Raw genomic sequence first — 26,291 nt, 5'->3', positions numbered from 1 at the left:
GATCAACGTGACGGGCCCTTTTATAGCGACATGTCGCAGCGTGGATCGAGACCGGCGGAGCGTGATCACCCGGACGAGTGGCCCGCCGGCGATCACCGCCGTGCCAAGACACGCCTGGCGCGGTGGAGGTGGGGCGCATGTCGGGGGACGGGATTGGCGACCATGGGGGCGCACCCCCCGATCGACAGCGCGCACAGGAGCGAAGAGCACCGTGACGACGAGGTTCCAGGCCCCCGCGGGCCATGACGCGGCAGCCGTGACCCGGGCCCTGGCCGAAGGGGACTGCGGGGAGGTCGCCGGGGACGCGGGCCGCCGGGCCCAGTACTCGGCCGACGCGTCCAATTACCGGCAGGTCCCGCTGTGCGTGGTCTTCCCGCGCGAGCGGCGGCACGTCCTCAACGCCATCGCCGTGTGCCGTCGGCTGAAGGTGCCGATCACCGCGCGCGGCGCGGGCACCAGCACGTCGGGGCAGGCGGTCGGCGCCGGGGTGGTGCTCGACTTCTCCCGCCACTTCAACCGGCTGGTCGCGCTGGACCCGGCCGCGCGGACCGCCACCGTGGAGCCGGGCATCGTCCTCGACGACCTCCAGCGGGCCGCCGCCGGGCACGGCCTGCTCTTCGGCGCGGACCCGTCCACGCACAGCCGCTGCACGCTCGGCGGGATGATCGGCAACAACGCGTGCGGTACGCATTCCCTCGCGTGGGGCCGTACCGCCGACAACGTGGTCGAGCTCGAAGTGGTCACCTACCGGGGCACCGTCGTCCGCCTCGGCGCGATGACCCCGGAGGAGGTCGAGGCGGCCGTCCTCGCGGACGACGACCGCGGCCGGCTGATCGGGGCGCTGCACCGGCTCGCGCGGGCCAACCTGGAGACGCTCCGCACCGAACTGGGGCGTTTCCCGCGGCAGGTGTCGGGCTACGGGCTGGAGCACCTGCTGCCCGAGCACCGCTTCGACCTCGCGAAGGCCTTCGTCGGCAGCGAGGGCACCCTGGCCGTGGTGCTCTCGGCGACCGTCCGCCTGGTCACCCCGCCGCCCGCACGGGCCCTGGTCGTCCTCGGCTTCGAGGACGCGTACGCCGCCGCCGACGCGGTGGTGCCGCTGCTGGAGCACCGGCCGCTGGCGCTGGAGGGGCTCGACCAGGCGCTGACCGACGTGATCACCCGGCCCGAGACGCGGGAAGCCGTCGACAGCCTGCCCGCCGGGCGGGCCTGGCTCTTCGCCGAGCTCGGTGGCGACCCCGAGGGTCTGCCCGAGCGGGCCCGGGCGCTGGCCGGGGCCGCGGCCGGGGCGGCGGGGTTCACGGGCAGCCAGGTCGTCGGCGACCCGGGGCGGGCCCGCCGGCTGTGGCGGATCCGGGAGGACGGGGCGGGGCTGGCGACCCGGCGGCCCGACGGGTCGGAGGCCTGGCCGGGATGGGAGGACTCGGCGGTCCCGCCCGCGCGCCTGGGTTCGTACCTGCGCGAGCTGGGGCCGCTGATGGAGCGGCACGGGCTGACGGGGGCCCTGTACGGGCACTTCGGGGAGGGCTGCCTGCACGTACGGATCGACTTCGACTTCGCGACGGCCGAGGGCACCGCGGTCTTCCGGGCCTTCACGACCGACGCGGCCCGGCTGGTCGCCGAGCACGGCGGCTCCCTGTCGGGCGAGCACGGTGACGGGCGGGCCCGCTCCGAGCTGCTGCCGCTCATGTACGGGCCCGAGGTGATGGCCCTGTTCGCCGCGTACAAGGACGCGTGGGACCCGGACAACGGGCTGAACCCGGGGATCATCGTGCGGCCGGTGCCCGTCGACGGGAACCTGCGGGTGAGCCCGCTGCGCAAGGAGCTGCCGCTGTCGACGGTCTTCGCCTACGCCGCGGACGGCGGCGACTTCGCCAAGGCCACCCGCCGCTGCGTGGGCGTGGGCAAGTGCCGCGACGCCGAGCCCGGCGGGGCGGTCATGTGTCCCAGCTACCGGGTCACGCGGGACGAGAAGGACTCCACCCGGGGGCGGGCGCGGCTGCTGTACGAGATGACGCAGGGCGAGGTGATCGCCGACGGGTGGCGCTCGAAGGAGGTCCGGGACGTCCTCGACCTGTGCCTGTCGTGCAAGGGGTGCAGCGTGGACTGCCCGGTGGGGGTGGACGTGGCCACGTACAAGTCGGAGTTCCTGCACCACCACTACAAGGGGAGGCTGCGGCCCGTCTCCCACTACACGATGGGTTGGCTGCCGGCGCTGTCGCGGTGGACGGCCCGGCTGCGCCTTCGGGGGGTGGTCAACGCGGTGACCTCCTCGCGGCTGGCGCCGCTGGTCAAACGGGTCGGCGGGATCGCGGAGCAGCGGGAGCTGCCGCGGTTCGCGGAGCAGACCTTCCTCGCGTGGTTCCGGGAGCGGGAGCCCGGGGGCGATGGGCACCGCGGGCCGGTGATGCTGTGGGTGGACTCGTTCAACAACCACTTCACGCCCGAGGTGCTCAAGGCCGGGGTGGCCGTCCTGGAGGCCGCCGGATTCGCGGTGCGGGTCCCGGACGGCACGCAGTGCTGCGGGCTGACCTGGATCACCACCGGGCAGCTCGGCACCGCCCGACGCGTCGCCCGGCGCGGCGTCGCGGCGCTGGCACCGGCGGTCCGGGCGGGGGTGCCCGTCGTCGGACTGGAGCCCAGCTGCACGGCGGCGCTCCGCACGGACCTGCCCGAACTCCTCGGCGGGGACGCGGAGGTGAGGGCGGTGGCCGCGGCCACGGTCACCCTCGCGGAGCTCCTCGGCGGCCGGGCGGCCGACTGGCGGCCGCCGCGGATCGGGGGGACGTCGATCAGCCAGACCCACTGCCACCAGCACGCGAGCTCCGGATTCGGGGCCGACGCGGAGCTGCTGGCGCGGATGGGGATCGACAACACGGTGCTGAAGTCCGGATGTTGCGGACTGGCGGGCAACTTCGGCTTCGAGCGGGCGCATTACGAGGTGTCCGTGGCGGCCGGCGAAGAGGTGCTGCTGCCCGCCGTGCGCGCGGCCTCGGTCGAAACCCGGGTTCTCGCCGACGGGTTCAGTTGCCGGACCCAGATCCGGCAGGGAACGGGCCGCGGCGGCACGCATCTCGCTCAGCTGATCGCCGACGCGCTGCCGGGGTCCGAAGCGGTCTGACCGGTCTCCAGGTTGCGGGTCATCCGCTCCAGGACGGTGACGGCGGTGCGGTAGTCCTCGTCGGGGATCCCGGCCGTCGACAGGGCACGGAAGGCGTCGACCCGTTCGCCGACCTCCGCGAGGCGGGCGTGGCCGTCGTCGGTGAGGGTGAGCCGGCCCGGCTCGGGGCGGGCCGCCCAGCCGTCGGCCACGACCGCCTCGATGGCGGCGGTCAGGGCGTCGGCGTCGGCGTTGGCGGCGAGGTGGTCCAGCACCGCGCGGTCGGTGACCCCCGGGTCGTCCTCGACGACGTTGAGGACCTGCCAGGCGAGCCGGGTGAGGCCGAACTCGGCCAGCATCGAGTTCATGTGGTCGGTGAGGGCCTTGTCGGTGCGGTTGAGCCAGTAACCGATGGGCTTCACGGGTTGCTCCTGTTCAGGGAGTCGGCGGGCAGCAGGCGGACGAGGGTGCAGCAGACGAGCAGGGCCGCGGCCACGACGGCCAGGCTGTGGACGGCCGCGGAACCGCTGCCGCCGGAGGTGTGGAAGTACACCGTGGTGATGGCGGCGGCGCCGATGCTGTTGGCGAGTTGGGTGACGGCGGACAGCGAACCGCTCGCGCTGCCCGACTCCTTCGGGTCGATGCCGCCGAGGGTGACCTCGTAGACGGTGCCGAAGCAGGTGCCGAGGCCGAGGCCGGTGACGAGGACCGGGAGGGCGAGCGTCCACGCGGTCGGGGTGCCGGCGTGGATCAGCGCGATCAGCGCGAGGGCGCCGGCCAGGGTGAGCAGCAGGCCGACGAGGACGAGGGTGCGGCCGAGACGTTCCTTGAAGCGGTGCGCGGCGATCGAGGCGACGATGATGCCGGCGGCGATCGGGGCGAGGGCGAGGGAGGCCCCGGTCGGGGTGCGGCGCAGCCCGTCCTGGAGGAAGAGGGACAGGACGAAGAGCAGCCCCGCGACCGCCGCGTAGAAGACGAGGCCGAGGAGCAGGCCGGAGGTGAAGGCACGGCTGCGCAGCAGCGACGGTTCGACGAGCGGGGCGGCGGCGCTGCGCTGGCGCAGGCAGAACAGGGCGAAGAACGCGGCTCCGGCGGCGAGGCAGAGGAGGGGGAGCGCCGTCCAGCCGTGGGCGGAGCCGTCGATCAGCCCGTGGACCAGTCCGAGCATCGTCGCGGCGAGCAGCGCGGAGCCGGGGCCGTCGACGGTGACCGTGCGGTCGCCGGTGTCGCGGGCAGCAGGCGCAGGGCGAGGACGATCGCGAGGCCGCCGAGCGCGATGTTGATCAGGAACATCGAGCGCCAGCCGAAGTTGTCGACCAGGAACCCGGCGAGGACCGGGCCGCTGATGGCCGACAGGCCGAGGCAGGGGGCGAATACCCCGAAGGCCTTGCCGATCTCCTCGCGGGGGAAGACGGCGCCGAGGATGCCGAAGCCCTGCGGGATCACCAGGGCGCCGAAGGCCCCTTGGAGGAGCCGGAAGCAGATGAGGGAGGCGGGGCCGGTGGCCAGGCCGCAGGCGACGGAGGCGAGGGTGAAACCGGTGAGGCCGGTCAGGAAGAGTCGGCGGCGTCCGTATTTGTCGCCGAGCCGGCCGCCGACCACCAGCAGGACGCCCATGGCCAGGGCGTAGGCGGCGCCGAGCCACTGGACGAGGGCCTCGCCGCCGTTCAGGTCGGCGGCGATGGTCGGGGCGGCGATGTTGGTGATCGTCGCGTCGAGGAGATCGAGGACCGCGGCGAAGAGGACGACGGCGAGGACGGCCCAGCGGCGGCGGCGGTCGGTCGTGTTGGTCGTGGCGGTCGCGGTCGCGGTGGAGGTGGCAGGGGCTGAGGCCCTGGACATGGGATCCCTTGGGGTCAGTGCCCGGTGAAGGCGGCGGAGTTCTCGCCGGCCCACTGGCGGAAGGTGCGCGCGGGGCGGCCGAGGAGGCTGGAGGTGGTGTCGCCGATGGCGGCGGGGCCGTGGTTCGCGGCCTCCCACAGGTCGAGGAGCGAGGCGACCATGTGCGCGGGCATGTGGCCGCCCATCTGCTGCTCGGCCTCGGCGCGGGTGATGTGCTCGACGGGGATTTCGCGGCCGATCGCCTCGGAGAGGACGGCGAGCTGCTCGCGGAAGGTGAGCGACTCGGCGCCGGTGAGGGTGACGGTGCGGCCGGTGAGGGAGTCGCCGGTCAGCGCTTCGACGGCGATGTCGGCGATGTCCTCGGGGTGGATGGGCGCGATGTGCGCGTCGGGGTAGGCGAGCTGGACCGGCTGGTCCTGGCCGATGAACCAGGCCCAGCCGAGGGAGTTGCTGGCGAAGGCGTCCGGGCGCAGGAAGGTGCAGGTGAGGTCGGAGTCGGCGAGGGCGCGCTCGACCTTGAGGCTGTGGCTCGCGAGCGGGTCGTTCTCGGCGTCGGGGCCGTTCACGGAGGACGAGGAGAGCAGGACGACGTGCTCGACGCCTGCGGCTTCGGCGGCCTTGACCAGCTCGTGGATGCCGGCGGGCTGCGGGTAGAGGAAGAGCTGGCGGACACCGCGCAGGGCGGCTTTGAAGGTCTCCGGGCGGTCGAGGACGAGTTCGACGGCCTCGACGCCGTCCGGGACGGTCAGCTCGGCGGGGTCGGCGCTGGCGGCGCGGACGGTGAGGCCGGCGGAGTGCAGGCGGGCGATGACGGCCTGGCCGACCTTGCCGCGGGCGCCGGTGATGAGGATGGTCACGGGAATCTCCTTCGTCTTTCGGGATGTTCGTCGCGTGCGTTTCGCTGTCTGCGTACATATGCATGCTGACATGCACACGTTTTCATGTCAACACATGTCTTCGTGGGGTCACATAGGTAATCTGAGGGGCATGACGAAGCACGAGCCGGAAACGGCAGAAGAGCTGCTGGACGCCGTCGGCCCGGCGTTCGGGAAGCTGCGGCGCTCCTCACTCCTGGAGGTCGAGAACCCGATCTCCCAGAAGGACCTCAGCCGCACCCTGGTCCTCAACGTGATCCTGGAGGCCGAAGCCGGCGACGACGCCCGCGAGGTCACCGTCGGCGCGGTGGCCGAGCACCTGGGCACGGACCCCTCCGTCGCCAGCCGCATGGTCTCCGACTGCATCTCCGCCGGCTACCTGATCCGCGCCGCCTCCCAGCAGGACGGCCGCCGCACGGTCCTCCACCTCAGCCCCGAGGGCAAGGAGCTGATGGCACGCTTCCGCCGCCACCAGCGCGCGGCCTACGACTACATCACCGCGGACTGGTCGGAGCGGGATCGCCTCGACCTCGCCCGCCTCATGCTGAAGTACGTCGCCTCGCAGGAAGCGCTCCGCCGGCGCTGACCGAGCGGTGGCGTGCCTCCAAGATCCGCGCGAGCTTGGAGGCATGGTCACGGTCAGGGTCACGGTCATCCAGCGGCGGGCCGGCGCGGTGCGCGAGCTCGGGCCGAACTGGTACGCCTCGGTCATGGGCACCGCCATCATCGCCAACGCGGGCGTCGCCCTGCCGCTCGGCATCCCGGGCCTGCGCGTGTTCAGTCGGGTCTTCTGGGCGCTGGCCGTCGTCATGCTCGCCGTACTGCTCACCGCCCGGGCGCTGCACTGGCGACACCACCGCGACCGGGCGCGCGCCCACCTCCTCGACCCGGCGATGGCCCCCTTCTACGGCTGCCTCGCCATGGCGCTGCTCGCCGTCGGCGGGGGCACCATGCTGGTCGGCGAGGACTGGCTCGGCACCCGCGCGGCCGTGGCCGTCGACACCGTCCTGTACACCACCGGCACGGCCGTCGCCCTGGTGTCCGCCGTGGCCATCCCGTACCTGATGGCCGCCCGGCACGGCCTCAAACCCGGCAGCGCCTCACCCGTTTGGCTGCTTCCCGTCGTCGCACCGCTGGTCTCCGCCGCGCTCGGCCCGGTGCTCCTGCCGCACCTGCCGACCGGCCAGTGGCGGGAGCTGCTGCTGCTCGGCTGCTACGGGATGTTCGGGCTGAGCATGATGGCCACCCTCGTGATGCTCCCCGTCGTCTTCGCCCGGCTGTTGACCGGGCCGCGCCTCCCGCTGTTCCTGACGCCGACGCTCTTCCTCGTGCTCGGCCCGCTCGGCCAGTCCGTTACCGCGGCCAACCAGTTCGCCGACGTCGCGCCGCACGTGGTGCAGGAGCAGTACGCGCAGGGCTTTGGGATGCTCGCGGTGCTCTACGGGGTGCCGGTCATGGGATTCGCCCTGCTGTGGCTCGCACTCGCCACCGCGGCGGTCGTACGCGCCCGGCGGGAGGGGATGGGCTTCTCGATGACCTGGTGGGCCTTCACCTTCCCCGTCGGCACCTGCGTGACCGGAGCCGCGGGTCTCGCCCGGCACACGGGACTGCACTTCTACGAATGGCTGGCCGTGGCCCTGTACGCCCTCCTCCTCGCGGCCTGGGCGGTGACGGCCTGGTGCACGCTGCGCGCACTGCTCGCGGGGACGCTCCCGCAGCGGCCTGACCTGCCGCGACGCGTCCCCGGCGGGTCATAGAACCGGTCCATGGACCCATCGGCCGGACGCCGCCACCGGCGCACGACCCCCTGCCGGAGGGTGGAAGCGTCCCGCCGGTTCACTGGCAGATGCCCGGTGACCGCACTGGCCACCGGCTCTTCACCGACCTCCTCCGAGGCCGGTGAAGCGGCCGGCGCGTACGCGTCGGCCGCTTCAGGCAGCCGGTGCCCGCCTGACGGCGGCGATGGTGGGCACCGGCTCCTTGGTGAGGAAGTCGAGGACCAGCCGGTTGACCAGCTCCGGCTTCTCCTGCGTGAGGAAGTGCGAGGTGCCCGGCACGACGGCCAGCTCCGCACTCGGCAACGCCTCGAACATCTCGACCGCGTGGCTCAGCGTCATCAGGTCGTCGTCCGCGAACATCACCAGGGTGTGGGCGGTGACCGCACCCAACTGCTCGGCCCGCAGGTCGGGTTCCTTGGCCGCCATCTCGCCGATCTTGGTGGCGATCACCCGGAAGTGCTCCTCGCCGTCCGGTGAGACCTCGCCGTAGGCCGGGCCGAGGAACCGCGCGATGGCGTCCACGTCCCACTCCATGTCCGGCGCGGCCTCACCGGACTTGTTGAAGCCGCCGCTGATCAGCACCAGCCGCTTCACCAGATCCGGCCGTTTCATCGCGACCAGCATCGCGGTGAACGCGCCGTCGCTGTGCCCGACCAGGTCGGCCGGCTCGCCGACCACCGCCTCCAGGAAGGCGATCGTGTCCTGCGCCATCAGCTCGTAGCCGATCGGCCCTTCCACGTCCGGCGTGTGTCCGTGCCCGCGGCGCTCCGGCGTGTACACGCGGAAGTGCTCGGCCAGCGCCGGAAGGTTCGGCTCGAAGAACCGCGCGTCCACCAGCCCGCCGTGCATCAGCACCAGCGGCTCGCCCGCGCCGTGCTCGTCGTACCAGGTCTTCACCGCACCGAGCTGAACGTAAGTCCCCATCGCCGCTCTCCCTGCCTCGTTACCGACCATCTTCCTCGGCGGAGACGTGGAAGCGGATGCGCGCCGCGAGTTCCTCGCAACGGCGGACGGCTTCGGCGCGGGTGGGCGCGGTGGCGAACACGTAGCCCTTGTCGCAGGCCAGGAGCGAGTCCATGGCCGCCACCCGGTCGCCGACGTGCTTGCTGATCACTGCCCCCGCCTCGGAGCCGGTGAAGCTCTTGAGGAAGGGGATCATGTGCGGAGGCGTGGTCCCCGCGGGGACCCAGCGGACCGGCACGGGGAGGTCGTCCACCCCGGTGATGGCGGTGATCCGCCCCGCCTCCGCGTCCAGGAAGCGGATGGCGGCGCCGCGCTCGGGCCGCGGCGCGACGTCCGGGAGGCGGTCGATGCCCAGGGGGACGGTCATGAAGAGCCGTGCCGGGTCCCAGCCGGTCGACCGGTTGACCATCTCGGGGATGCCGGAGCCGGACAGCCGGTTGTGCGTCTCCAGCAGGCGCGGCCCCTTGGGGGTGAGGACGAATTCGCTGTGCGAGGGGCCGTCCGTCAGGCCGACGGCGTCGAGGACGCCGGCGGTGAGCTCGTGGAGGGTCGCCAGGTGCGGCGCCGCCTGGTCGCTGGAGACGCTGCACTCCCACTCGACGAAGTGCTCGTTGACCCGGTACTCGCAGATCCCCAGCACCACGTGGTGTCCCCGGTGGGAGAACGCCTCGACGCTGATGACCGGCCCCTCCAGGAACTCCTCGGCCAGTACGCCGCCGTAGCCGAAGGCGGCCACTTCCCGTACCGCGCGGACGGCGTCCTCGGCGTTGTCCACCTTGTGGATGTGCAGGCTTCCCGCGCCCTTGCCCGGCTTCAGGACGATGGGACCGCCCACCTCCGCCAGGAACTCGACCGCCTCGGCCTCACTGTCGATCTGCCGGTAGAGCACCGGGCTCAGCCCGTGCCGGTCCAGTGCCTGCCGGGTCAGCGCCTTGTCCTGGATGGTCAGGGAGACCTCCGGGCTGGTGCCGGGCAGGCCGAGCTTGGCGTTGACCTCGCCCACCGACACCGCCGCGAGCTCGGTGGTCGTCAGGATGAACTCGAACGGGTTCGCCTCGTGCAGAGGCTGGAGCAGGGCGAGCAGCTCGCCGGCGTCCGTGATGTCGCCGGTGAGGATCGTGGAGCAGTGCGGCTCGGCCTCGGCCCGGTCGAACTGGCCTTCCGTGTGGATCAGGGTGACGTCGATGCCGAGTTCCCTGGCTCCGTGAACGGGGGCGGGACGGCCACCGATTACGGCGATGCGGTGCGGGCTGGTCATGCGGTGGCTCCTTCGGACGTGGTCCCCACGGGGACGCTCGGGTGAACTTCGCGCTCGACGCGCGGGAGGATGTCGGGGAGGTAGATGTCCTGGATGGCGGACTGGTCGCCGTGCGCCTCCCAGTGGGCACGGCTCGCCCAGCGTTCGACGAGCACGAACCGGCCGGCGTCCTCCTGTGAGTGGTACGCCTCCCAGCTCACGCAGCCGTCCTCGGCGAGGCAGACCGGGCGCATCCGGGCCAGCGCGTCGGCGACCGGGGCGATGTCGTCCGGCTTCGGTACGCGGACGATGACGATGAGGTCGAACATTCACTGCTCCTGGGCTGTCGTACGGGCGAGTTCGGGGAGCCATTCGGCCACGGGGGCGAACGCGTGGCCGAGCGAGGCCAGCCTGGTGGTCGTGACCCCGAAGTCGACGGGGAAGGAGAACGGGGACAGCGCGGGGTCGCCGGCCGGATCGTCCTTCTCCACCACGGTCGCCTCGAGCCCCGTGGCCCGCTCGACGGCGGCGCACATGTCGAGGGGGCCGGCGCTGTCGGGCGAGGCCACGTTGACCGTGCCCGTGACCTCGGCGGTGGCCGCCCAGGCGAGGAACCGGGCGGCGTCCGGGGCGTGGACCAGGGAGGTCCGGCCGTGCCGGGCGTGCACCACCACGGGCTCCCCGGCCACGATCCGGTCGTGGTGGAACCGGAACCGGCCGGTGAAGTCGCCCTCGGCGGCCAGCACGTGGGCGACCCGGGCGATCAGCACGGGCACCTGGGCGCTGTGCACCATCGCGGCCTCGGCCTGGCGCTTGCCCTCGCCGTAGTTGGCCTCCAGGTAGGAGAGGTCGCCCCACGGGAGGTCGGTGTCGTACTCGTACTTCGCCGGGTCGAGTTCGTCCTCGTGGGCGAAGGCGCTGATGGCCGGCGCCGGGATCCGCCACCGGAAGGTGTCGGTGTTGTACACCTCGACGGTGCTGGTGAGGATGATCCTCCCGGCCCGGTCGCCGAAGGCCCGGGAGGCCTCCAGGGCGGCGTTCGGGGTGTAGCACATCTGGTGGATCACGGCGTCGAACCGCTCTCCGGCCACGGCTTCGGCCAGCTGCCCCGGCTCGTTGACGTCGGCGCGCAGCCGTCGTACCGAGTCCCCGAACGGGTCCGCCGTCCGGCCGCGGGTGATCACGGTGACGCGGTGCCCCCGGTCGAGCAGTTCCCGCACGAGGATCTTGCCGAAGAACCGGGTTCCACCCACAACGCAGATGTCGGCCATCTGTCGTCCTCCTCAATCTTTCCTGAATCCGTTCGTGTTTCCGTGACTAGGCGGAGGCCGCGGTCGCCGGCTGAGGCACGGGCTCCCCGGCGGCGTCGGGAGAAGCGGCGGGAGCGGCGGCGGAAGCGGCGTCCGCAGTGGCGCCGGCCGTGCCGTCCTCGTCGCGGCTGAGCAGGCAGATGACGGCGCACACCGCGGCCACCGCCGCCGTGACGTACCAGTTCCCTCCCGGCACGCCCGCGTTCCGCGACAGGTCGAACAGGGCTCCGGCCATCAGCGACCCGATCATGTTTCCGGCGCTGCGGAAGAAGTGCATGGCGCCCATGGCCTTGGCTAGCCGGTCCTCGGGCACCTTGCGCGCCACCCAGATGTCGAAGGACGGCACGAAGAGGATCTCCCCGAGCACCACGACGAGGCAGCCCACGACGACCCACGGGGCGGTGCGGCCGGCGCCGAAGGCGAGGAACGCCGCGGTCATGCCGGTCAGTCCGACGGCCATGACGGCGCCGGGGCGCAGGTGCCTGATCAGGAACTTGAACACCGGGTACTGCAGGACCAGCACGCTCAGTCCGGTGATCCAGAACGGGGCGGACGGGGCCCACTGGGCCGCGAACTCCTGCATGTGGAGCGGGATGCCCACCACGAAGCTGATGGACAGGAACCAGAACACGGCCGACAGGAGGAAGTAGCGGGTGGCGCCCCGCACGTCGATCCCCTTCAGCACCGCGGTGCTGAACAGTGGCGCCCGGCTCCGCCCGGCCGGCTTCCCGGGCCCTTCGGTGCGGGCCGGGTCGGTGAAGCCGTCCCGGGGGATGAGCGCCGAGGCGACCAGGCAGTAGACGAGGAAGATCGCGAAGACCAGGGAGAAGAGGGTGCGCAGGTCCACTCCGGCCATCAGGCCGCCGAGCAGCGCGCCACCGAACAGGCCGACCTGGCCGCACATCTGGAAGGTCGAGAAGGCCTTGGGGCGCTCATCGTCCGGGAAGGACACCAGGATGTTCTTCAGGCCGGGGAACGAGGCCCCGGAACCGAACCCGATGAAGAACGCCAGGACGCCGTAGAGCAGCAGCCCGTCGGTGAATCCCATCAGGCCCAGCGCCACCGCTTCCACGGAGGTGCCGAGGAACACCGCCCCGCGGACCCGGAGGCGGGCCGCGAGCCCTTCGTAGACGAAGGTCGCGAGCAGCCGGCCGATGTAGGTCATGCACATGACCACGCCGGCCCAGAAGCCGCTGCCGGTGCCGCCGAGCGCGGCGACGAGGACGGGGAACCAGATGAAGCTGCCGGTGTTGGCGAGCAGGATCCCGGCGTTGACGCCGATGAGGGCGCGCCTGCGTTCGGTGGTCACAGTGCGGCCTTGCCTTTCGTCTCGTTGGAGCGGATCTCGGCGATGGCGCGCGCCAGGGCGGGCCGGTTGACGGGGACCCCCCGCACGACGGTGGCCAGCGGGAGGGCGGACAGGGGCCGGCCGGGAGCGTGCAGGTTGTAGGTCGCGCTCTCCCCGACGGTGAGGTGGTGCGGGACGGCGGGCTCCCCGCGCAGCTCGTCGAAGTAGCGCCGGCCGCCGACGGTGGCCTGGTGGCGCAGGGGGGTCTCCAGGGCGGGGTCGTCCCCGCGCAGGGCGTCGAGCTCTCCGAGGAAGGAGTAGCCGTGGTACGCGCCGAGGTTGCCGGAGTCCGTTCCGACCAGCAGGTTCCCGTCGCGCAGCGCGGTGAGGGCGTTGCGGCGCATGTCGGCCAGCGCGGCGGTGCGGGTCTCCTGGCAGCCGTACTCGATCCCGAAGGGCTTCTCGATGCCGTGGACGAACTCCAGGTTGTAGCCGTCCTGCGTCTCGCGGAAGCCCTCCCGGCCGTACTCGGTCAGGAACTCCTCCCGGGTCATGATCATCGAGCGCAGCCCGGCGAGGGTGGAGACGAACCGGGCGCCGGCGAGCCCCTTCCACTCCGACTCGGTGAGGGTCCGGTCGCGGACGGAGTGGGCGAAGAGGCGGAAGCCGCACTCGTACGCGAAGAGCGTCTCCTCGAGGGTGTTGCAGTCGATGACCGCCGTGACGCCGCGCTCGGCGGCCATCCGGGCGGTGAAGCGCATCACGTGCTCGGAGAGCCGGGAGAACTTCACCGGACTGCCCGGCTGCTCGGTGCCGTCCGTGAACATGACCTTCAGGAAGGTGCCGCCGCGTTCCAGGTTGGTCCGCAGCGCGTGCTCCAGGTCGGCCTCCACGGCGAGCATGTGGACCGGGGCCGGGAACTCCACGCCGTGACCGGTGAGTCCGGCGCCGTTGGTCATCGCGGTGACCGCGTAACCGCAGTGCACGAGCTCCGGGTAGGGCCACGGCGAGGAGGCCTTGCCGGCCTCCCAGGCTTCGGCCAGCAGCGGGAACCCGAACATGTCCACCACGTGGGTGACCCCGTGGTAGAGGTACTGCAGGGCGGTGATCCGCGGGTCGTCGACCGAGTCGTCCCAGTTGGGGGGCAGGGAGACATGGGCGTGGGTCTCGGTGTAGCCGGGCCACAGCTCGTTCTCGTCGCCGCGGCGCGGCCGACCGGTGCGCTCGATGGCGGTGAAGACGCCGTCCGCTACGGTCACGTCGAACAGGGCCTCGGCGTCGATGGCCGGGATGGCGACGCCCCGCAGGACGAGCGGGCCGGGCTGCTCGGCGGAGGCCCCGCTCATCGGGCGACCTCGACCCGCATCCGCAGGTCGATGCGGTCCAGGCCCTCCTCGCAACGCTTGTTGACCTCGTCGCGGCCCTCGCCGGTGAAGATGATGTGGCCGATCCAGTCGAAGTTGCTCTTGGAGAGCCGGCTGACCTCGTTGCCGGGCTTCTTGTACGCCTGGGCGCCGTGGAAACCGGGCAGTTCCGCCAGACCGTCGAAGCCGATGGAGTCCACGGTGCCGGCGATCGGGGCGCCGAACCAGTGGCCGCCCGCGGTGGTTTCACCCGGGAACGGCAGCTCGGGGGTCTCGCCCAGGGCCTGGCGGATGACCTGCAGGTAGGCGTCGACACCGGAGGAGATCTCCATCAGCGTCGGCACGATCCCGCCGATCAGACGGCCGTTGACCTCGCACAGCACCGGACCGTCCGGACCGAGCAGGAACTCGGTGTGGATGAAGCCGAAGTCCACGCCCAGCTCGTCCAGGATGCCGGTGGTCATGGCGAACAGCTCGTCCTGGAGGGGGTGGCCGGTGAAGTAGGTGGCGCCCATCTCGATGAAGTGCGGGAAGCCGCTGAGCGGGCGGTCGGTCAGGCCGAGGTTGACGACCTCGCCCTTGCCCAGCACGCAGGACTCCACCGAGATCAGCTCGCCGGTGACGAACTCCTCGATCAGGATGTCCGGGATGCGCACGACGCCGCGGCCGTAGTCGACGACGTCCGCGAGCTCGGCCAGGTAGGCGGTCAGGTCGTCCTCGTCCTTGAGGTGCAGGACGTGGAGGCTGGCCGTGCCGTCCGAGGGCTTGACGACGCAGGGGAACCCGACCTCCCGTACGGCGGCCTCGACGTCGTTCACGTCGGCGACGTGGGCGAAGCGCGGCTGGCGGATGCCGGTGCCGTCCAGGGTGAGGCGGGTCAGGTGCTTGTGCCGGGCGTTGCGGGCGCCCTCGACGCTCATGCCCGGGAGGCCGAGCGCCTTCGCCACCGAGGCGGTGTGGACGGTGTGGTACTCGCTGTAGGTGGTGACGCCGTGGATGGGCCGCTCGGCGTGCAGCTCCGTCGCCAGCGCGATGAGCTCGTCGATGGAGAACGCCTGCTCGCTCTTGACGACACGGCAGTTCGGGTGGGCGTAGGCCGCCTCGGCCAGCGGGGAGGCGCCGAGGTAGAAGTCGGGGTCGACCGACACGAGGGTGACGTCGTGCCCCAGCTCCAGGGCGTTGGCGATGCCGGCGATGCCGTTCGGGTTGCATTCGATCATGAGGATGTGCACGGGGGTCTCCTGAATTCTGTTGGTTGGGCCCGGTGACCGGGCCTGCCGACGGTGCGGCGGGATCAGGCGGCGGCCGGGATCAGGCGGCGTCGTGGGTCGGGCGGTGGCCGCCCCGGGCCCGGGACACGGCCGAGAGCACGGCGGGCAGGTCGAGGCCGAGGGCGGCCATGACCTCTTGGTGGTCACCGCCCTGCGTGGGCCAGTTCTGCCCGGCGGCCACCGAGGTGACCTCGCACTCGGGCATCAGCAGGGCCAGGGCCTCGGCGACTCCGCCCTGCCCGCGGTGCTCCTCGACGACCACGAACCGCCGGTGGTGGCGGGCCAGTTCGGCGGCGGCCGAGGTCAGGTGCTCGTGGTCCAGGTAGACCAGGTGCGCGTGGGACGTGCCCGGGGAGGCCTGGCGGGCTTCGAGGGCGAGGCGGGTGCCCTCCTCGCCCACCGAGACCAGGCACACCTCGTCGGAGTCGTCCCGGGACTCCCAGTTGACCGGCGGGGGGACGTCGCCGTCCCGGTCGAGCGAGGTGTACGCGGCGTTGCGGCCCGTACGGATGTAGTGCGGCCGGCCGGTTCGCGCGGCCTCCCTGACCACCGCCCGCATCTCGGCCTCGCCGTACGGGGCGGCGATGGTCACGCCCGGAATGCTCCGCAGGATCGCGAGGTCCTCCAGGCAGTGGTGGGTGGTGCCGAACCAGGCCCCGGAGACCCCCGCGTACGGCGCGACCACGGTCACGCCGGCGGCGAGGTAGCCGAGGGTCAGCTTCAGGCTCTCCGCCGCCCGCAGCGCCGCGAACGGCGCGAAGGTGCTGACGAAGGGCTTGTAGCCGGCCACGGCCAGCCCCGTCGCCATGTCGACCATGGCGCCCTCGGCGATGCCGAGGTTGAAGAAGCGGTCCGGGTGGGCCGCCTCGAACGGGTGGCCCTTGCCACCCAGGTCGGCCTCCAGGCAGACCACGGAGGCGTCTTCGGCGGCGATCCTCGTGAGTTCGTCCCGATAGGCGTCACGTCCCGAAAGGCTCATCGGATCGCTCGCTTCCACTTGGCGGCGCGGGTGGCGTCGATGGATACGTAGTGGGAGCCGGCCTTGCCCTGTACGGCGGCCACGCCCTTGCCCTTGACGGTGTCGGCGATGACCGCGAGCGGCCGGTGGGCCTCCGAGCGGTCGGCGGACAGGATCGCGGTGAGCGCCCGCAGGTCGTGCCCGTCGGTCTCGGCCACCTCGAACCCGAAGGCGGCGAACCGCTCGGAGAGCCGGTGCAGCGGCGAGATGTCCTCGACGTACCCGTCGTTCTGGCCGCCGTTGCGGTCCACCACGAGGACGAAGTTGCCCAGCCGCTGGGCCGCCGCGACCTGGCAGGTCTCCCAGACGAGCCCCTCCTGGAGCTCGCCGTCACCGGCCACGGCGATGCCGAGGCCGCCCTGCCCGCCGATGCGGCGGGCCAGCGCCCACCCGGCGGCGTACGGGACGCCGTGGCCGAGGCTCCCGGTGGGGAACCGCACGCCCGGCACCTTGGGGCCCGGGTGCCCGGTGTAGGGGTGGCCGGCCAGCCCGTACAGCGGGGCGGGGTTCTCCGGCAGGACACCGCTGACGTGCAGGGCCGCGTACAGGCCCGCCGCCGCGTGTCCCTTGCTCAGGACGACTTCGGTACCGTCCCCCGCCGAGGCCCGGTGCAGGGCCGCGATCAGGATGTCGAGCACGGAGAGGCTGCCGCCGAGGTGGCAGCCGCGCGTACTGGCCGCCATGTCGACGATGAGCCGCCGGGCCGCCGCCGCGCGTTCGGACAGGGTGGCGAACAGCGCGGCCTGCGCGTCGTCTTCGGTCGGGACCACCTGGGCCGGTACGTCGGCCGGTGCGTCGAGCAGGACGGTCATCAGCGGCTCCCCTCGGGCAGTGCGAACCAGCGGTTCACCGCGTCGGCCAGCAGCGAGCGCGCCGTGCGGTACTCCATGCCGCCGATCCGCTCCTCGTCGGTGTGGTCGAGGGCCGAGTCGCCCGGCCCGTACGCCACCATCGGCACGTCGCTCCACGTGGTGGCCAGGGTGTTCATGTCGGAGGTGCCCTTCTTGACCACGAAGCGCGGCCGGATGCCGGCGTCGGCGAAGGCCCGGGTGAAGACCTTGACCAGCGAGCTCGCACGGCTCCCGGAGTAGCCCGGGGTCGCCCGCAGCACCTCGATGGTCACGCCCTCGCGGGCGAGGCCGAGCGCGGCTCCGCGCAGGGCCGGGAGGTCCGCCGTGGGCGGCACGCGGAAGTTGAGGATTCCGGTGGCCAGGTGCTCCTCGCGGCCGGTGTCGCAGGTGATGTCGATGACCGCGCTCAACGCGTCCGGCGCCTTCGCGAGGACCGCCTCGCGGATCGCGTCGAGGGACCGGATCAGCTGGTCCGGGGCGGACACCGCGTCCATGCCGGCCGAGTGGCCGCTGGCCACCGACGCGGTCACCTTGAGCTTGAAGAGCCCGAAGTAGCCGAGGGTCAGCTTCTGCGAGCCGCTGGGCTCCCCGATGACGACGGCGTCGGCGGGGTAGTGGTCACGGACGTGGAAGGCGCCCTTGGAGGAGGAGATCTCCTCCTCGACCGCGCCGACCACGCGCAGCTGGCCGTCCTCGGGGATGTCCGCGTGGGCGAGCACCTCCAGGAAGTTGGCCAGGCTGCCCTTGGCGTCGACGCTGCCGCGGCCCCACAGCTCGTCCTCGCGCCATTCGACGGGCCAGTGGTGGGGGACCGTGTCGAGGTGGCCGAGGAGGAGCAGGCGCCGGGGCCCGGTGCCGCGGGTGGCGACGAGATTGCCCGCCTTGTCGACCTCGGCGCTCATGCCGCGCTCGCGGCACCAGTCGGCGAGGAACGTGGCGAGTTCCGCCTCGTCACCCGAGACCGAGGGAACGGAGACCAGTTTGGTGAGCAGGGCGAGGTCGGCGGAGGGCTCCCGGGTGCGCCAGAACCGGGTCCAGCCCGAGGGGTCGGACATGGTGTGCGGTCCGGTGACCGCCACGTCCGCGCTGCCCTCCAGGGCCATTTCGGCCGCGCGCACCTTCTGGCGCATGCGGCCGCCGGCGTACCGGGCGCCGTCGCCGGGGTAGGCGTTCTCCAGGGTGGAGCCGGCGTCGGAAGGGTCGGTCAGCAGCCCGGCCGTGCCGGTGACCAGGCGCAGGTGGTCGGCGTCCAGCGCGTTGCTGAGGACGGCGGCCAGCACGTCGGCGTCGACGTTCAGCGGCGAGCCGCCGCCCTCGTCGGCGACCGGCGGGGACACGCAGACCACGTCGTACGCGTCCAGCAGGGCGTTCAGCCGCACGGTGTCGACCTCGGTGGGGACCCCGACGCGGTGGTCGCGGACCACCAGCGGCCGGTCCTCGGCCGACAGCGCCTTGAGCGGCCGGTTCGCCCGGCCGGTCACCAGGCCGCCGCGTGCGGCGACGGCGGTGAACACGCTCAGGCCGAGGGCCCGCAGTTCCGCCTCGGCGGCGGGCAGGGTGACCCGCTCGTAGGCGTCGACCAGGTGCGCCATCTCCTCGGGCGGGCAGTAGCGCACCGTGTCGCCGTTGGCCAGCCGCAGCTGCGGCATCGGGCGGCCGATCGCCCGGTAGTGGCGCTCGATGCCGGTCGCGCCGCCGGTGACCAGCAGCACCCGGGCGCCGCGGGCCACGAGGGCCGCGACCTCCTGGTGGATGGTCCCCCGGTCGAGGGTCGCGCTGCCCGCCTTGATCACGTACAGGGGCCTGGTCACGGCGACACCGCCGTGGTGGGCAGCCCGGCCTTCTCGTCGAAGCCGCAGAGCAGGTTCATCGCCTGGATGGCCTGGCCCGCCGCGCCCTTGATCAGGTTGTCGAGGGCGGCCACGGCGATGCACTGCCCGTCGCGGACCGCGATCGCCACCTCGGCGACGTTCGAGCCGACGACGGCCTTGAGCATCGGGAAGTCCTGCGGGGCCTTCGGCGCCGGGCGGACCCGGACGAAGGGCTTGCCGACGTACGCCTTGGCGTAGGCGCGCTTGACGTCCAGCGCCGTGACGCCGGGGCGCAGCCTCGTGTACGCGGTGACCATGATCCCCCGCGCCACGTCGAGGCTGTGGGTGGAGAACTGGAGGTCCAGGGCCGCGCCGGTGAACTCCGCGATGGCCTGGTGGATCTCCGGCGCGTGCCGGTGCCCGTACAGCTTGTGCACCCGGAAGTTCCCGGTGCGCTCGGCCGGCGGTTCGTCGCTGCCGCGTCCGCCGCCGGTGGAACCGGTCTTGGCGTCGACGATGACGTGCTCCTCCACGAGGGACTCGGCGAAGAGCGGGTAGAGGGCGTAGATGCTGGTGACGGCCATGCAGCCGGGGAGACTGATGAACCGGCTCTCGGGGACGGCCGGGCTCAGCTCCGGCACGAAGTACGCGAAGTCCTCCAGTGGGGGATGGGCCGAGGTCTTCGGGTAGTGGGTGCCGATGTCCTGGGCGTCCCGCAGCCGGAAGTCGCCGCCCAGGTTGAGGACGCGCTTCGCGTGCGCGGCGATCAGCGGCAGCCGCTCGGGCAGCGCGCCGGTGGGCAGGCACCCGAAGGCGATGTCGACGCCGTCGGTGTCCGCGAGCTCCGAGAGCGGGCGGAACTTGAGGCCGCCCGCCTTGGGGTGGTTGCGGATCCAGGGGTGGACGCTGCCGATGGTGGCGCCGGCGTTGCGTTCCGCTGAGAGGAAGGCGAGCTCCACGTCTGGGTGTTCGAGCAGCAGGCGGATCACTTCTCCGCCGGTGTACCCGCTGCCGCCGATGACGGCGACGCGGATCTTGGGGTTCCCGATGTCAGCCAAGGCGGGCCGCCTTCTCGTACGGGCGGAGGTAGTCGCCGGCCTCGACGAGCTTGCGGATGGCGTCCGGGCGCCGCGCGACCTTCGTGAAGGCGTCGGCGTAGCGCCGGGCGCGCTCCCACTCGACCGGCGAGCGCAGCTCGCGGCAGAGGACGAGGGTGCTGTCGAGCATCCCGAGGGTGACCGGGAAGTCCTCCGGGCGGTGGTCGCGCACGGCGCCCGGGTTGAGCGAGAAGGGGTAGCCGTTGCCGAAGCCGTCCCGGTGCCGGAAGGGCAGGTGGCAGGGGATGGGGGTGTTCTGCCACTCGCGGGCGGGGACGCCCTCGGCGACGAGCAGCTCGTGCACCGCTTCCTTGACCGCGTGCACGGGCAGGTCGCCCAGGCCGACGGCCTCGGGGTGCAGGGTGATCCGGTACATGTTGTACGCGTGCACGTGCCCGTCCGGGACGTGCGGCGGGGTGAACAGGCCGGTCTGCGCGAGGGCTTCGCCGAGCAGGGTGGCGTTGCGGGCGCGGATCTCGTCGTAGTACGGCAGGCGCTTGAGCTGGCTGCTGCCGAACGCCGCGGCGACCCAGGACATGCCGTAGTCGATGCCGTGCCGCTCCAGGTAGCCGACGGCCCGGTCGTACGCCTCCTGCGTGGAGAAGAAGGCGATGCCGCCCTCGCCGCCGAGCGGGAAGTTCTTGTCGGCCATCAGGCTCTGGCCGGCGGCGTCGCCGAAGGAGCTGGCGACCCGGCCGTCGATCTTGGCGGAGTGGGCGTGCGAGGCGTCCTCGACGAGGGCGAGGCCGTGCCGGTCCGCCAGGGCGCGCAGCGCGGTCACGTCGGCCGGCAGGCCGTGGACGTGCACCGGCATGAGCGCGCGGGTCCGGCTGGTGATCGCGGCGGCCGCGGCCTGCGGGTCCATGCAGTAGGTGAGCGGGTCGATGTCGACGAACACCGGGATGGCGTGCGCCGCGACGACGGCCTGGGCGGTGGCGATGAAGGTGAACGCGGGGACGATCACCTCGTCGCCGGGCTGCACGCCGGCGCCGACCAGGGCCATGTGCAGGCTGGAGGTGCCGCTGGCGGTCGGCAGGGCGTACTCGGCGCCTACGTAACCGCGGTAGGCCTCGGCGAAGTCGGCGACGACCTTCTCGGGCGCCTGACGCTGCGCGAGCATCAGGTTGAAGACGTCTTCCTTCGTGATGACGGGGAAGAGGGTGCGGCGCAGGGCCTTGGGGATCATCGCCCCGCCGCCGAGGGCGGCGAGCTCCTCCTCGATGTCCGCGGCGGCGGGCAGGGGCAGCGGGGCTGCCGGGAAGTCAGTGATCATGAGCGTGCTCCGGATGTGGCGGCGGGTCGCGCCGCTTGGGTCAGGGCCATCCGCGCGCAGGCGGCCACCAGGGGGCTCAGGCGGTAGTTGAACTGGACGCCGGGGACCAGGTCGGGGTCCGCCTCTTCCTGCGTCCACATCGTGCGCAGGTCGTAGGCGCCGAAGATCTTCAGTCGCTCGGCGCGGTTCCAGACGTCGGGGTCGTCGGTCAGGACGGCCGCGGCCGGCCCGAAGCCGAGCCCGGTCAGGTCCACGACCAGCGCGGGGGCGGTGGACCCGGCGGCCAGCTCGGCCAGCCGGTCCGCGTTGGTGGAGTCCAGCGCCAGGTAGTCGTACGCGGCCGGGCCGTCGCCGACGGCGACGGTGACGCCCAGCCAGTTCAGGAACGCCACGGTGGCCGCGTCCGCACCGGCCACGGAGATGGTGTCCCCGTGGCCGATGCGCTGGCCGGCGAGGGCCGCGTGGACGGCACCCGTACGGCTGTTGAGCAGGACGGCCTTGGCACGTCCGGTCTGCTTCGTGAGCAGCCGTTCAAGACCGGGCAGTTCCCGGTCGCTCTTCTCGATGCTCATGACCACGCCCGAGGTGAGGACGCGGGTGAGCACCGTAGCGGTATCGAACAGTTCCATGGTTGGTCTCCGTCTCACGCGGCCACGGCCGCGAGCTGCTGCGCGACGTAGGCGGCGAGGTGGCCGGCCACGTTCACTCCGTGCACGGCGGAGGAGCGGGCGAATTCAGGGTTGGCGTTCACTTCGAGCACGAGGAGCTCGCCGGTGGCGCGGTTCTCGACGAGGTCCACTCCGTAGAAGCCCTCGCCGAGGGCGTCGACGACCTGACCGCAGAGCTTTTCGATCTCCGCGGTGATCTCGACGCGCTGGACCTCGGCTCCGAGGTGGGTGTTGGTGCGCCAGTTGTCCGAGACGCGCTGGATCGCGACCACGGGAGTGCGCCCGACGACCACCACGCGCAGGTCGTGGCCCGGCTTGTCGATGTACTCCTGGACGACGACGGGGAACAGCTTGCCCGCGGCGTCGGCGGACTCACGGCCGCCGGCCCAGGCCTCGACGCACTCGACGTTGGTCATCTTGGTGACCCCGCGTCCCCAGGACCCGCTGACGGGCTTGACGACCGAGGGCAGGCCGAACTCCGTGACGGTCGAGCGGACCTGGTCGTAGCTGAAGGCGTGCCGCGTGGCCGGGTGGGGGATGTGGTGCCGGGCGAAGATCAGGGACTGCAGTCCCTTGTCGTTGCACGTCTCGATGGCCGCGGCGCGGTTGAAGGTGGGGATCGCGGCGTGCTCCAGCCTGCGGGAGACGCTGATCGCTTCACGGTGGGAGAGGTTCCTGACGAGGACGAGACCGGGCGGGCCCGTGTGGCCCGCCACGACCCCGGCCAGATCCTCCATGAGCAACGGCTGTGCCGTCAGGCCCTCGTCACGCAGCGCTCCGAGAATGAGTTTCTCGTCGGGCCGCAGCATGGTGACCGAGAGCAGGACCTGGGCGTCTGTCATCACTCGCCCCAGTCCTCTTCCACCTCGGGGGCCAGGTCCAGGCGCACGGCGGCGTCGGACTTCTCGACCACCTCGTGCTCCTGGCCGCAGGCCGTGCACTCGGTGATTTCACCCTTCTCCCAGTCCTCCTGAATTTCGAATTCCGAGTCGCATACGAGGCACTTCGGGGCCGCAATTGCGGTGGTCATTACGAAAACTCCTTCTGTAAATTGGCATGCCGAAATATCCGGACGATGAGTCTTTGCCTGCTTGGTCCGAGGGTGTGGCGAGATTCGTGGCCGAAAATCACCCCAACCGTTCCGGGGTCAGAGCGACGACCGCGATCCAGCAGATCCGTCGGACCCTTCGGATCCGTCGGCGGAGGCGTCCGCCCGGGGTGAACTGTCGGAATCCGCAGTTCATCGCGTGCGATGCCGGGGCTCAGCCCCAGCCCGGGTCCGGCGTGGTCGTCTTGGCGGCGGCGGTCACCTGATCGGCGCCGCCCGGAATGGCGGTGACTCCGATCAGTACTGCGGCGGCCACTGCGAGAGTGCCCAGAACTTTGCGCAGAAAGTGACTGAGGTCCATTTCTCGTTCCCCCTGGGATATTTCGATCGAGCCGGTCTGTGCTGCCCTTTCTGTGAAGAGAATGACCCAGGGGGCGAGGTTGCGGGAAGCACCCACAGGCATCAGGATCATGCATTGCGGAAACCTGAAGGGGGAGCTCATGTGCACCAGACCGGAAAACCGTGAGGCCGGGAACCACACCGAGATCTGCGAGGAGGGGCGACGGGTCTACCGCGTCGCCCTGTTAAACGGGTCGGTGGACAAGGCCGAGGCTCCCGCGTGTCTGTCGGAGCTGGGGCTGCTGACGTCCTCGGCGGGGGACCCGGGCACCCTCGTGCCGGTGCCGCCCTCGGTCGCGACCTCGGCCCAGGCGTACCCCGTTGAGCAGGCCATCCTCGCGCAGCAGCAGCGTCTGGCCGCGCTGCGCGCGTCGATGTCCGAGGTGGAGAGCATCTACCAGGAGGCGCGGCAGCACGGGGACCCGGCCGTGGAGCGGCTGGTCGGACCGGCCGTGATCGCCGCGGCACTGGACGAGGCCACCCAGGCGACCACCGAGGAACTGCTGACCGCGCAGCCCGGCGGCAGTAGGCCCGAGGGGATCCTCGCCGAGTCCCTGCGGCGGGTCGTGCAGGCCCAGGAGCGGGGTGTCGTCCAGCGCACCCTCTACCAGCACACGGTCCGGGCGCACGGCCCGACCCTCGACTACATCAGGACCGTCACCGAGGCGGGAGTCGCGGTGCGCACCCTCGACGAGGTCTTCGACCGGCTGATCGTCTTCGACCGGTCCGTCGCGTTCATCCCCGACAAGGGGGCGGGCGACCGGAGCAATCACGCCCTGGTCATCCGAGACGTCGCCATCGTGCACTTCCTCGCGTCGGTCTTCGAGCACGCCTGGGAACGCGCCGAGCCGGTCGCCTTCAAACCGGCCCAGCAGCGCCCCCGGCTGCTCACCGACAAGACGCGGCTGCGGGTGCTGCAGCTCATGGTCGACGGCTACACCGACGCCGCGATCGCCAGCCGCCTCGGCATGAGCACCCGCACCGTGGCGACCCACCTGAAGAAGGCCTCGGACATGCTCGGCAGCAACAGTCGCGCCCAGCTCGCCTACTTCACGGCGCGCACCGGCCTCCTGGGCGACTCCTCGTCCGACGGCTGCCTCTGCGATACGCAGGGCGGCGGCGCGTGCGGGGGCGCCGGCGGCGGGCACGCCCCCGCCGACCTGGACGCCTGATGCCCTCCGACCTGCGCCGCCCGCCTGCCCGAGCCCGTCCTGCGGGCCGGCCGGGCCCGGGCGGGCGGGGAGAACGCAGAAGGCCCCGGCCGGTTTCCCGGTCGGGGCCTTCAAGTGCCCGGTGAGGCACTGGCGGAGGATACGAGATTCGAACTCGTGAGGGGTTGCCCCCAACACGCTTTCCAAGCGTGCGCCCTAGGCCACTAGGCGAATCCTCCGCCGCAAACAATACAAGACGTTGAGGGGTGCTCGCGAACGTGATCGTCGGGCGGGTGACCGGGTCCCGGCCGGGGTCGATTCCGGGGGCGTGCATCCGCTAGGGTGGGCTCAGCCCCTCACGTGGCGCTATCTCACCCAACTCCCCCAGGGCCGGAAGGCAGCAAGGGTAAGTGGGCTCTGGCGGGTGCGTGGGGGGCGCTTTGCGTTCCTGGGGGCCCCGGAGGAGTCGGAAGGCCACCGTTGTCGGTGGGCCCGGATAACCTCGTAGACGTGTCGTCCCTTGCGCTGTACCGCCGCTACCGCCCCGAGTCGTTCGCCGAGGTCATCGGGCAGGAGCATGTCACTGCCCCGCTGATGCAGGCCCTGCGGAACAACCGGGTCAATCACGCGTACCTGTTCAGCGGGCCGCGCGGGTGTGGAAAGACGACCAGCGCGCGCATCCTCGCCAGGTGTCTGAACTGTGAGCAGGGCCCCACTCCGACCCCCTGCGGCGAGTGCCAGTCCTGCCGCGACCTCGCCCGGAACGGGCCGGGGTCCATCGACGTCATCGAGATCGACGCCGCCTCGCACGGTGGTGTGGACGATGCCCGTGACCTGCGGGAAAAGGCCTTCTTCGGGCCCGCGTCCAGCCGGTACAAGATCTACATCATCGACGAGGCCCACATGGTCACCTCGGCGGGCTTCAACGCCCTGCTGAAGGTGGTCGAGGAGCCGCCGGAGCACCTCAAGTTCATCTTCGCCACGACGGAGCCGGAGAAGGTGATCGGGACCATCCGGTCCAGGACGCACCACTACCCCTTCCGACTGGTGCCGCCCGGAACCCTGCGCGACTACCTCGGCGAGGTCTGCGGCCGTGAGGGCGCCCGGGTCGAGGACGGAGTGCTGCCGCTCGTCGTGCGCGCCGGCGCCGGCTCCGTGCGTGACTCGATGTCCGTCATGGACCAGCTGCTGGCCGGTGCGGGTGAGGAAGGTGTGACGTATGCCATGGCCACCTCCCTGCTCGGGTACACGGAGGGGTCGCTGCTCGACTCCGTCATCGACGCCTTCGCCGCCGGGGACGGGGCCGCCGCCTTCGAGGTCGTGGACCGGGTGGTGGAAGGCGGGAACGATCCCCGGCGCTTCGTCGCCGACCTGCTGGAGCGGCTGCGCGACCTCGTGATCCTGGCCGCCGTGCCCGACGCCGGGGAGAAGGGGCTGATCGACGCCCCCGCCGACGTCGTGGAGCGGATGCAGGCCCAGGCCTCCGTCTTCGGGGCCGCCGAGCTGTCCCGCGCCGCCGATCTGGTCAACACCGGGCTCACCGAGATGCGGGGCGCGACCTCGCCCCGGCTGCAGCTGGAGCTGATCTGCGCCCGCGTGCTGCTGCCCGCCGCCTTCGACGACGAGCGGTCCTTCCAGGCCCGGCTCGACCGGCTGGAGCGCAGCGGGGCCGCGGCCTTCGCCGCCGGGCCGCAGGCCGCGGCGGCGCCCGCCATGGGATACGTACCGGCGCCCGAGGCGCACGCCATGGCGCCGGTCGGGCCCGGTGGGGGCGTCGCCGCCGCGCGTGCCGCCGTACGGGCTCCCGAGCCCGCCCCCGAGCCGGTGCGAGCCCCGGAGCCCGCTGCCGCTGCCGCGGTCGCTCCCGTTCCCGAGCCGGTGGCGCCGCCCGCCGCCGCCCCGGCCCCCGCCGCCGGTGCCTGGCCCGGAGCCTCCGCGCCCGGCCAG

At 72.1% G+C, this 26,291-nt stretch carries 25 protein-coding genes, 1 tRNA gene and 1 other RNA gene; 6 read left to right on the top strand and 21 right to left on the bottom strand.

Annotation, left to right across the window (positions count from 1 at the left end):
* Positions 1–211: 211 nt before the first annotated feature.
* Positions 212–3,121, top strand: coding sequence for an FAD-binding and (Fe-S)-binding domain-containing protein (locus ACFV9H_RS06210; protein WP_385394022.1), 2,910 nt, complete (start codon positions 212–214; stop codon positions 3,119–3,121).
* Here ACFV9H_RS06210 and ACFV9H_RS06205 read toward each other — a convergent pair.
* Genes ACFV9H_RS06205 through ACFV9H_RS06190 form a run of 4 tightly spaced genes read right to left on the bottom strand, consistent with a single transcriptional unit; the run spans position 3,079 to position 5,799 of the window.
* Positions 3,079–3,522, bottom strand: coding sequence for a MarR family winged helix-turn-helix transcriptional regulator (locus ACFV9H_RS06205; RefSeq protein ID WP_385394019.1), 444 nt, complete (start codon positions 3,520–3,522; stop codon positions 3,079–3,081). The genes ACFV9H_RS06210 and ACFV9H_RS06205 overlap by 43 nt on opposite strands.
* Complete coding sequence (locus ACFV9H_RS06200) at positions 3,519–4,268, bottom strand: MFS transporter (RefSeq protein WP_385394017.1); 750 nt, start codon at positions 4,266–4,268, stop codon at positions 3,519–3,521. The genes ACFV9H_RS06205 and ACFV9H_RS06200 overlap by 4 nt, the downstream gene beginning before the upstream one ends.
* Positions 4,244–4,942 (bottom strand): MFS transporter, encoded by a 699-nt coding sequence (locus ACFV9H_RS06195; protein ID WP_385394014.1) that lies wholly within the window; start codon positions 4,940–4,942, stop codon positions 4,244–4,246. Before ACFV9H_RS06195 ends, ACFV9H_RS06200 begins: the two co-directional genes overlap by 25 nt.
* A gap of 14 nt (positions 4,943–4,956) precedes the next feature.
* On the bottom strand, positions 4,957–5,799 hold the full coding sequence (locus tag ACFV9H_RS06190) for an NAD(P)H-binding protein (RefSeq protein WP_385394011.1): 843 nt from the start codon (positions 5,797–5,799) through the stop codon (positions 4,957–4,959).
* A 130-nt stretch (positions 5,800–5,929) separates the two neighbouring features.
* Between ACFV9H_RS06190 and ACFV9H_RS06185 the strand changes: the two genes are divergently transcribed.
* Both ACFV9H_RS06185 and ACFV9H_RS06180 read left to right on the top strand, forming a co-directional pair.
* Positions 5,930–6,403 (top strand): MarR family winged helix-turn-helix transcriptional regulator, encoded by a 474-nt coding sequence (locus ACFV9H_RS06185; RefSeq protein WP_385394009.1) that lies wholly within the window; start codon positions 5,930–5,932, stop codon positions 6,401–6,403.
* 43 nt (positions 6,404–6,446) lie between these two features.
* Positions 6,447–7,574 (top strand): TDT family transporter, encoded by a 1,128-nt coding sequence (locus tag ACFV9H_RS06180; protein ID WP_385394006.1) that lies wholly within the window; start codon positions 6,447–6,449, stop codon positions 7,572–7,574.
* Between the two features lie 174 nt (positions 7,575–7,748).
* Here ACFV9H_RS06180 and ACFV9H_RS06175 read toward each other — a convergent pair whose 3' ends face one another.
* The 16 genes from ACFV9H_RS06175 to ACFV9H_RS06100 form a co-directional block, all read right to left on the bottom strand.
* Positions 7,749–8,519, bottom strand: a complete 771-nt coding sequence (locus ACFV9H_RS06175; RefSeq protein ID WP_385394003.1) for an alpha/beta fold hydrolase — start codon at positions 8,517–8,519, stop codon at positions 7,749–7,751.
* A 19-nt stretch (positions 8,520–8,538) separates the two neighbouring features.
* The gene (locus tag ACFV9H_RS06170) at positions 8,539–9,816 is read right to left on the bottom strand and encodes an ATP-grasp domain-containing protein (RefSeq protein WP_385394001.1); all 1,278 of its coding nucleotides are present in this window, start codon (positions 9,814–9,816) and stop codon (positions 8,539–8,541) included.
* Positions 9,813–10,124, bottom strand: a complete 312-nt coding sequence (locus tag ACFV9H_RS06165; RefSeq protein WP_385393998.1) for a putative quinol monooxygenase — start codon at positions 10,122–10,124, stop codon at positions 9,813–9,815. The genes ACFV9H_RS06170 and ACFV9H_RS06165 overlap by 4 nt, the downstream gene beginning before the upstream one ends.
* Positions 10,125–11,066 (bottom strand): NAD-dependent epimerase/dehydratase family protein, encoded by a 942-nt coding sequence (locus tag ACFV9H_RS06160; protein ID WP_385393995.1) that lies wholly within the window; start codon positions 11,064–11,066, stop codon positions 10,125–10,127.
* Positions 11,067–11,112: 46 nt separating this feature from the next.
* Positions 11,113–12,414, bottom strand: coding sequence for an MFS transporter (locus tag ACFV9H_RS06155; protein WP_385393992.1), 1,302 nt, complete (start codon positions 12,412–12,414; stop codon positions 11,113–11,115).
* The gene (locus ACFV9H_RS06150; RefSeq protein ID WP_385393990.1) at positions 12,411–13,739 is read right to left on the bottom strand and encodes a hydrolase; all 1,329 of its coding nucleotides are present in this window, start codon (positions 13,737–13,739) and stop codon (positions 12,411–12,413) included. The genes ACFV9H_RS06155 and ACFV9H_RS06150 overlap by 4 nt, the downstream gene beginning before the upstream one ends.
* A complete protein-coding gene (locus ACFV9H_RS06145) occupies positions 13,736–14,989 on the bottom strand; it encodes an ATP-grasp domain-containing protein (RefSeq protein ID WP_385393987.1) in 1,254 nt (417 codons plus the stop codon). The genes ACFV9H_RS06150 and ACFV9H_RS06145 overlap by 4 nt, the downstream gene beginning before the upstream one ends.
* Before the next feature lie 79 nt (positions 14,990–15,068).
* Positions 15,069–16,007, bottom strand: a complete 939-nt coding sequence (locus tag ACFV9H_RS06140) for a transketolase family protein (RefSeq protein WP_385393985.1) — start codon at positions 16,005–16,007, stop codon at positions 15,069–15,071.
* Positions 16,004–16,858, bottom strand: coding sequence for a thiamine pyrophosphate-dependent enzyme (locus ACFV9H_RS06135; protein WP_385393983.1), 855 nt, complete (start codon positions 16,856–16,858; stop codon positions 16,004–16,006). Before ACFV9H_RS06135 ends, ACFV9H_RS06140 begins: the two co-directional genes overlap by 4 nt.
* Positions 16,858–18,708: a M20/M25/M40 family metallo-hydrolase gene (locus tag ACFV9H_RS06130; RefSeq protein ID WP_385393980.1), complete on the bottom strand. Its 1,851-nt coding sequence runs from the start codon at positions 18,706–18,708 to the stop codon at positions 16,858–16,860. The genes ACFV9H_RS06135 and ACFV9H_RS06130 overlap by 1 nt, the downstream gene beginning before the upstream one ends.
* Entirely contained in the window at positions 18,705–19,766 is a 1,062-nt protein-coding gene (gene argC / locus ACFV9H_RS06125; protein ID WP_385393977.1) for an N-acetyl-gamma-glutamyl-phosphate reductase, read from the bottom strand. The genes ACFV9H_RS06130 and argC overlap by 4 nt, the downstream gene beginning before the upstream one ends.
* The gene (locus tag ACFV9H_RS06120; protein WP_385393975.1) at positions 19,759–21,078 is read right to left on the bottom strand and encodes a DegT/DnrJ/EryC1/StrS family aminotransferase; all 1,320 of its coding nucleotides are present in this window, start codon (positions 21,076–21,078) and stop codon (positions 19,759–19,761) included. Before ACFV9H_RS06120 ends, argC begins: the two co-directional genes overlap by 8 nt.
* A complete protein-coding gene (locus ACFV9H_RS06115) occupies positions 21,075–21,707 on the bottom strand; it encodes a degT/DnrJ/EryC1/StrS aminotransferase (protein ID WP_385393973.1) in 633 nt (210 codons plus the stop codon). The genes ACFV9H_RS06120 and ACFV9H_RS06115 overlap by 4 nt, the downstream gene beginning before the upstream one ends.
* Before the next feature lie 14 nt (positions 21,708–21,721).
* Entirely contained in the window at positions 21,722–22,588 is an 867-nt protein-coding gene (locus ACFV9H_RS06110; protein ID WP_385393970.1) for a RimK family alpha-L-glutamate ligase, read from the bottom strand.
* Positions 22,588–22,776 carry a lysine biosynthesis protein LysW gene (locus ACFV9H_RS06105; RefSeq protein ID WP_385393968.1) on the bottom strand — a complete coding sequence of 63 codons (189 nt, stop codon included), beginning with the start codon at positions 22,774–22,776 and terminating at the stop codon, positions 22,588–22,590. Before ACFV9H_RS06105 ends, ACFV9H_RS06110 begins: the two co-directional genes overlap by 1 nt.
* Before the next feature lie 232 nt (positions 22,777–23,008).
* Positions 23,009–23,266: a hypothetical protein gene (locus ACFV9H_RS06100; protein ID WP_385393965.1), complete on the bottom strand. Its 258-nt coding sequence runs from the start codon at positions 23,264–23,266 to the stop codon at positions 23,009–23,011.
* A 28-nt stretch (positions 23,267–23,294) separates the two neighbouring features.
* Between ACFV9H_RS06100 and ACFV9H_RS06095 the strand changes: the two genes are divergently transcribed.
* On the top strand, positions 23,295–24,365 hold the full coding sequence (locus ACFV9H_RS06095) for a LuxR C-terminal-related transcriptional regulator (RefSeq protein ID WP_385393963.1): 1,071 nt from the start codon (positions 23,295–23,297) through the stop codon (positions 24,363–24,365).
* 130 nt (positions 24,366–24,495) lie between these two features.
* Here ACFV9H_RS06095 and ACFV9H_RS06090 read toward each other — a convergent pair.
* Positions 24,496–24,583: transfer RNA gene (locus ACFV9H_RS06090), tRNA-Ser, on the bottom strand.
* A gap of 108 nt (positions 24,584–24,691) precedes the next feature.
* Between ACFV9H_RS06090 and ffs the strand changes: the two genes are divergently transcribed.
* Both ffs and ACFV9H_RS06080 read left to right on the top strand, forming a co-directional pair.
* Positions 24,692–24,790: signal recognition particle sRNA small type (gene ffs / locus ACFV9H_RS06085), an RNA gene on the top strand.
* A 64-nt stretch (positions 24,791–24,854) separates the two neighbouring features.
* The coding region (locus tag ACFV9H_RS06080; RefSeq protein ID WP_385393960.1) for a DNA polymerase III subunit gamma and tau at positions 24,855–26,291 on the top strand (1,437 nt) is incomplete at its 3' end.

Origin of the sequence: Streptomyces sp. NPDC059874, assembly GCF_042731135.1 — a bacterium.
In the GTDB taxonomy this organism is placed as follows: Bacteria; Actinomycetota; Actinomycetes; order Streptomycetales; family Streptomycetaceae; genus Streptomyces.
Note: the sequence above shows the minus strand (reverse complement) of the source record. Positions and strands in the feature narration are given on the sequence as shown.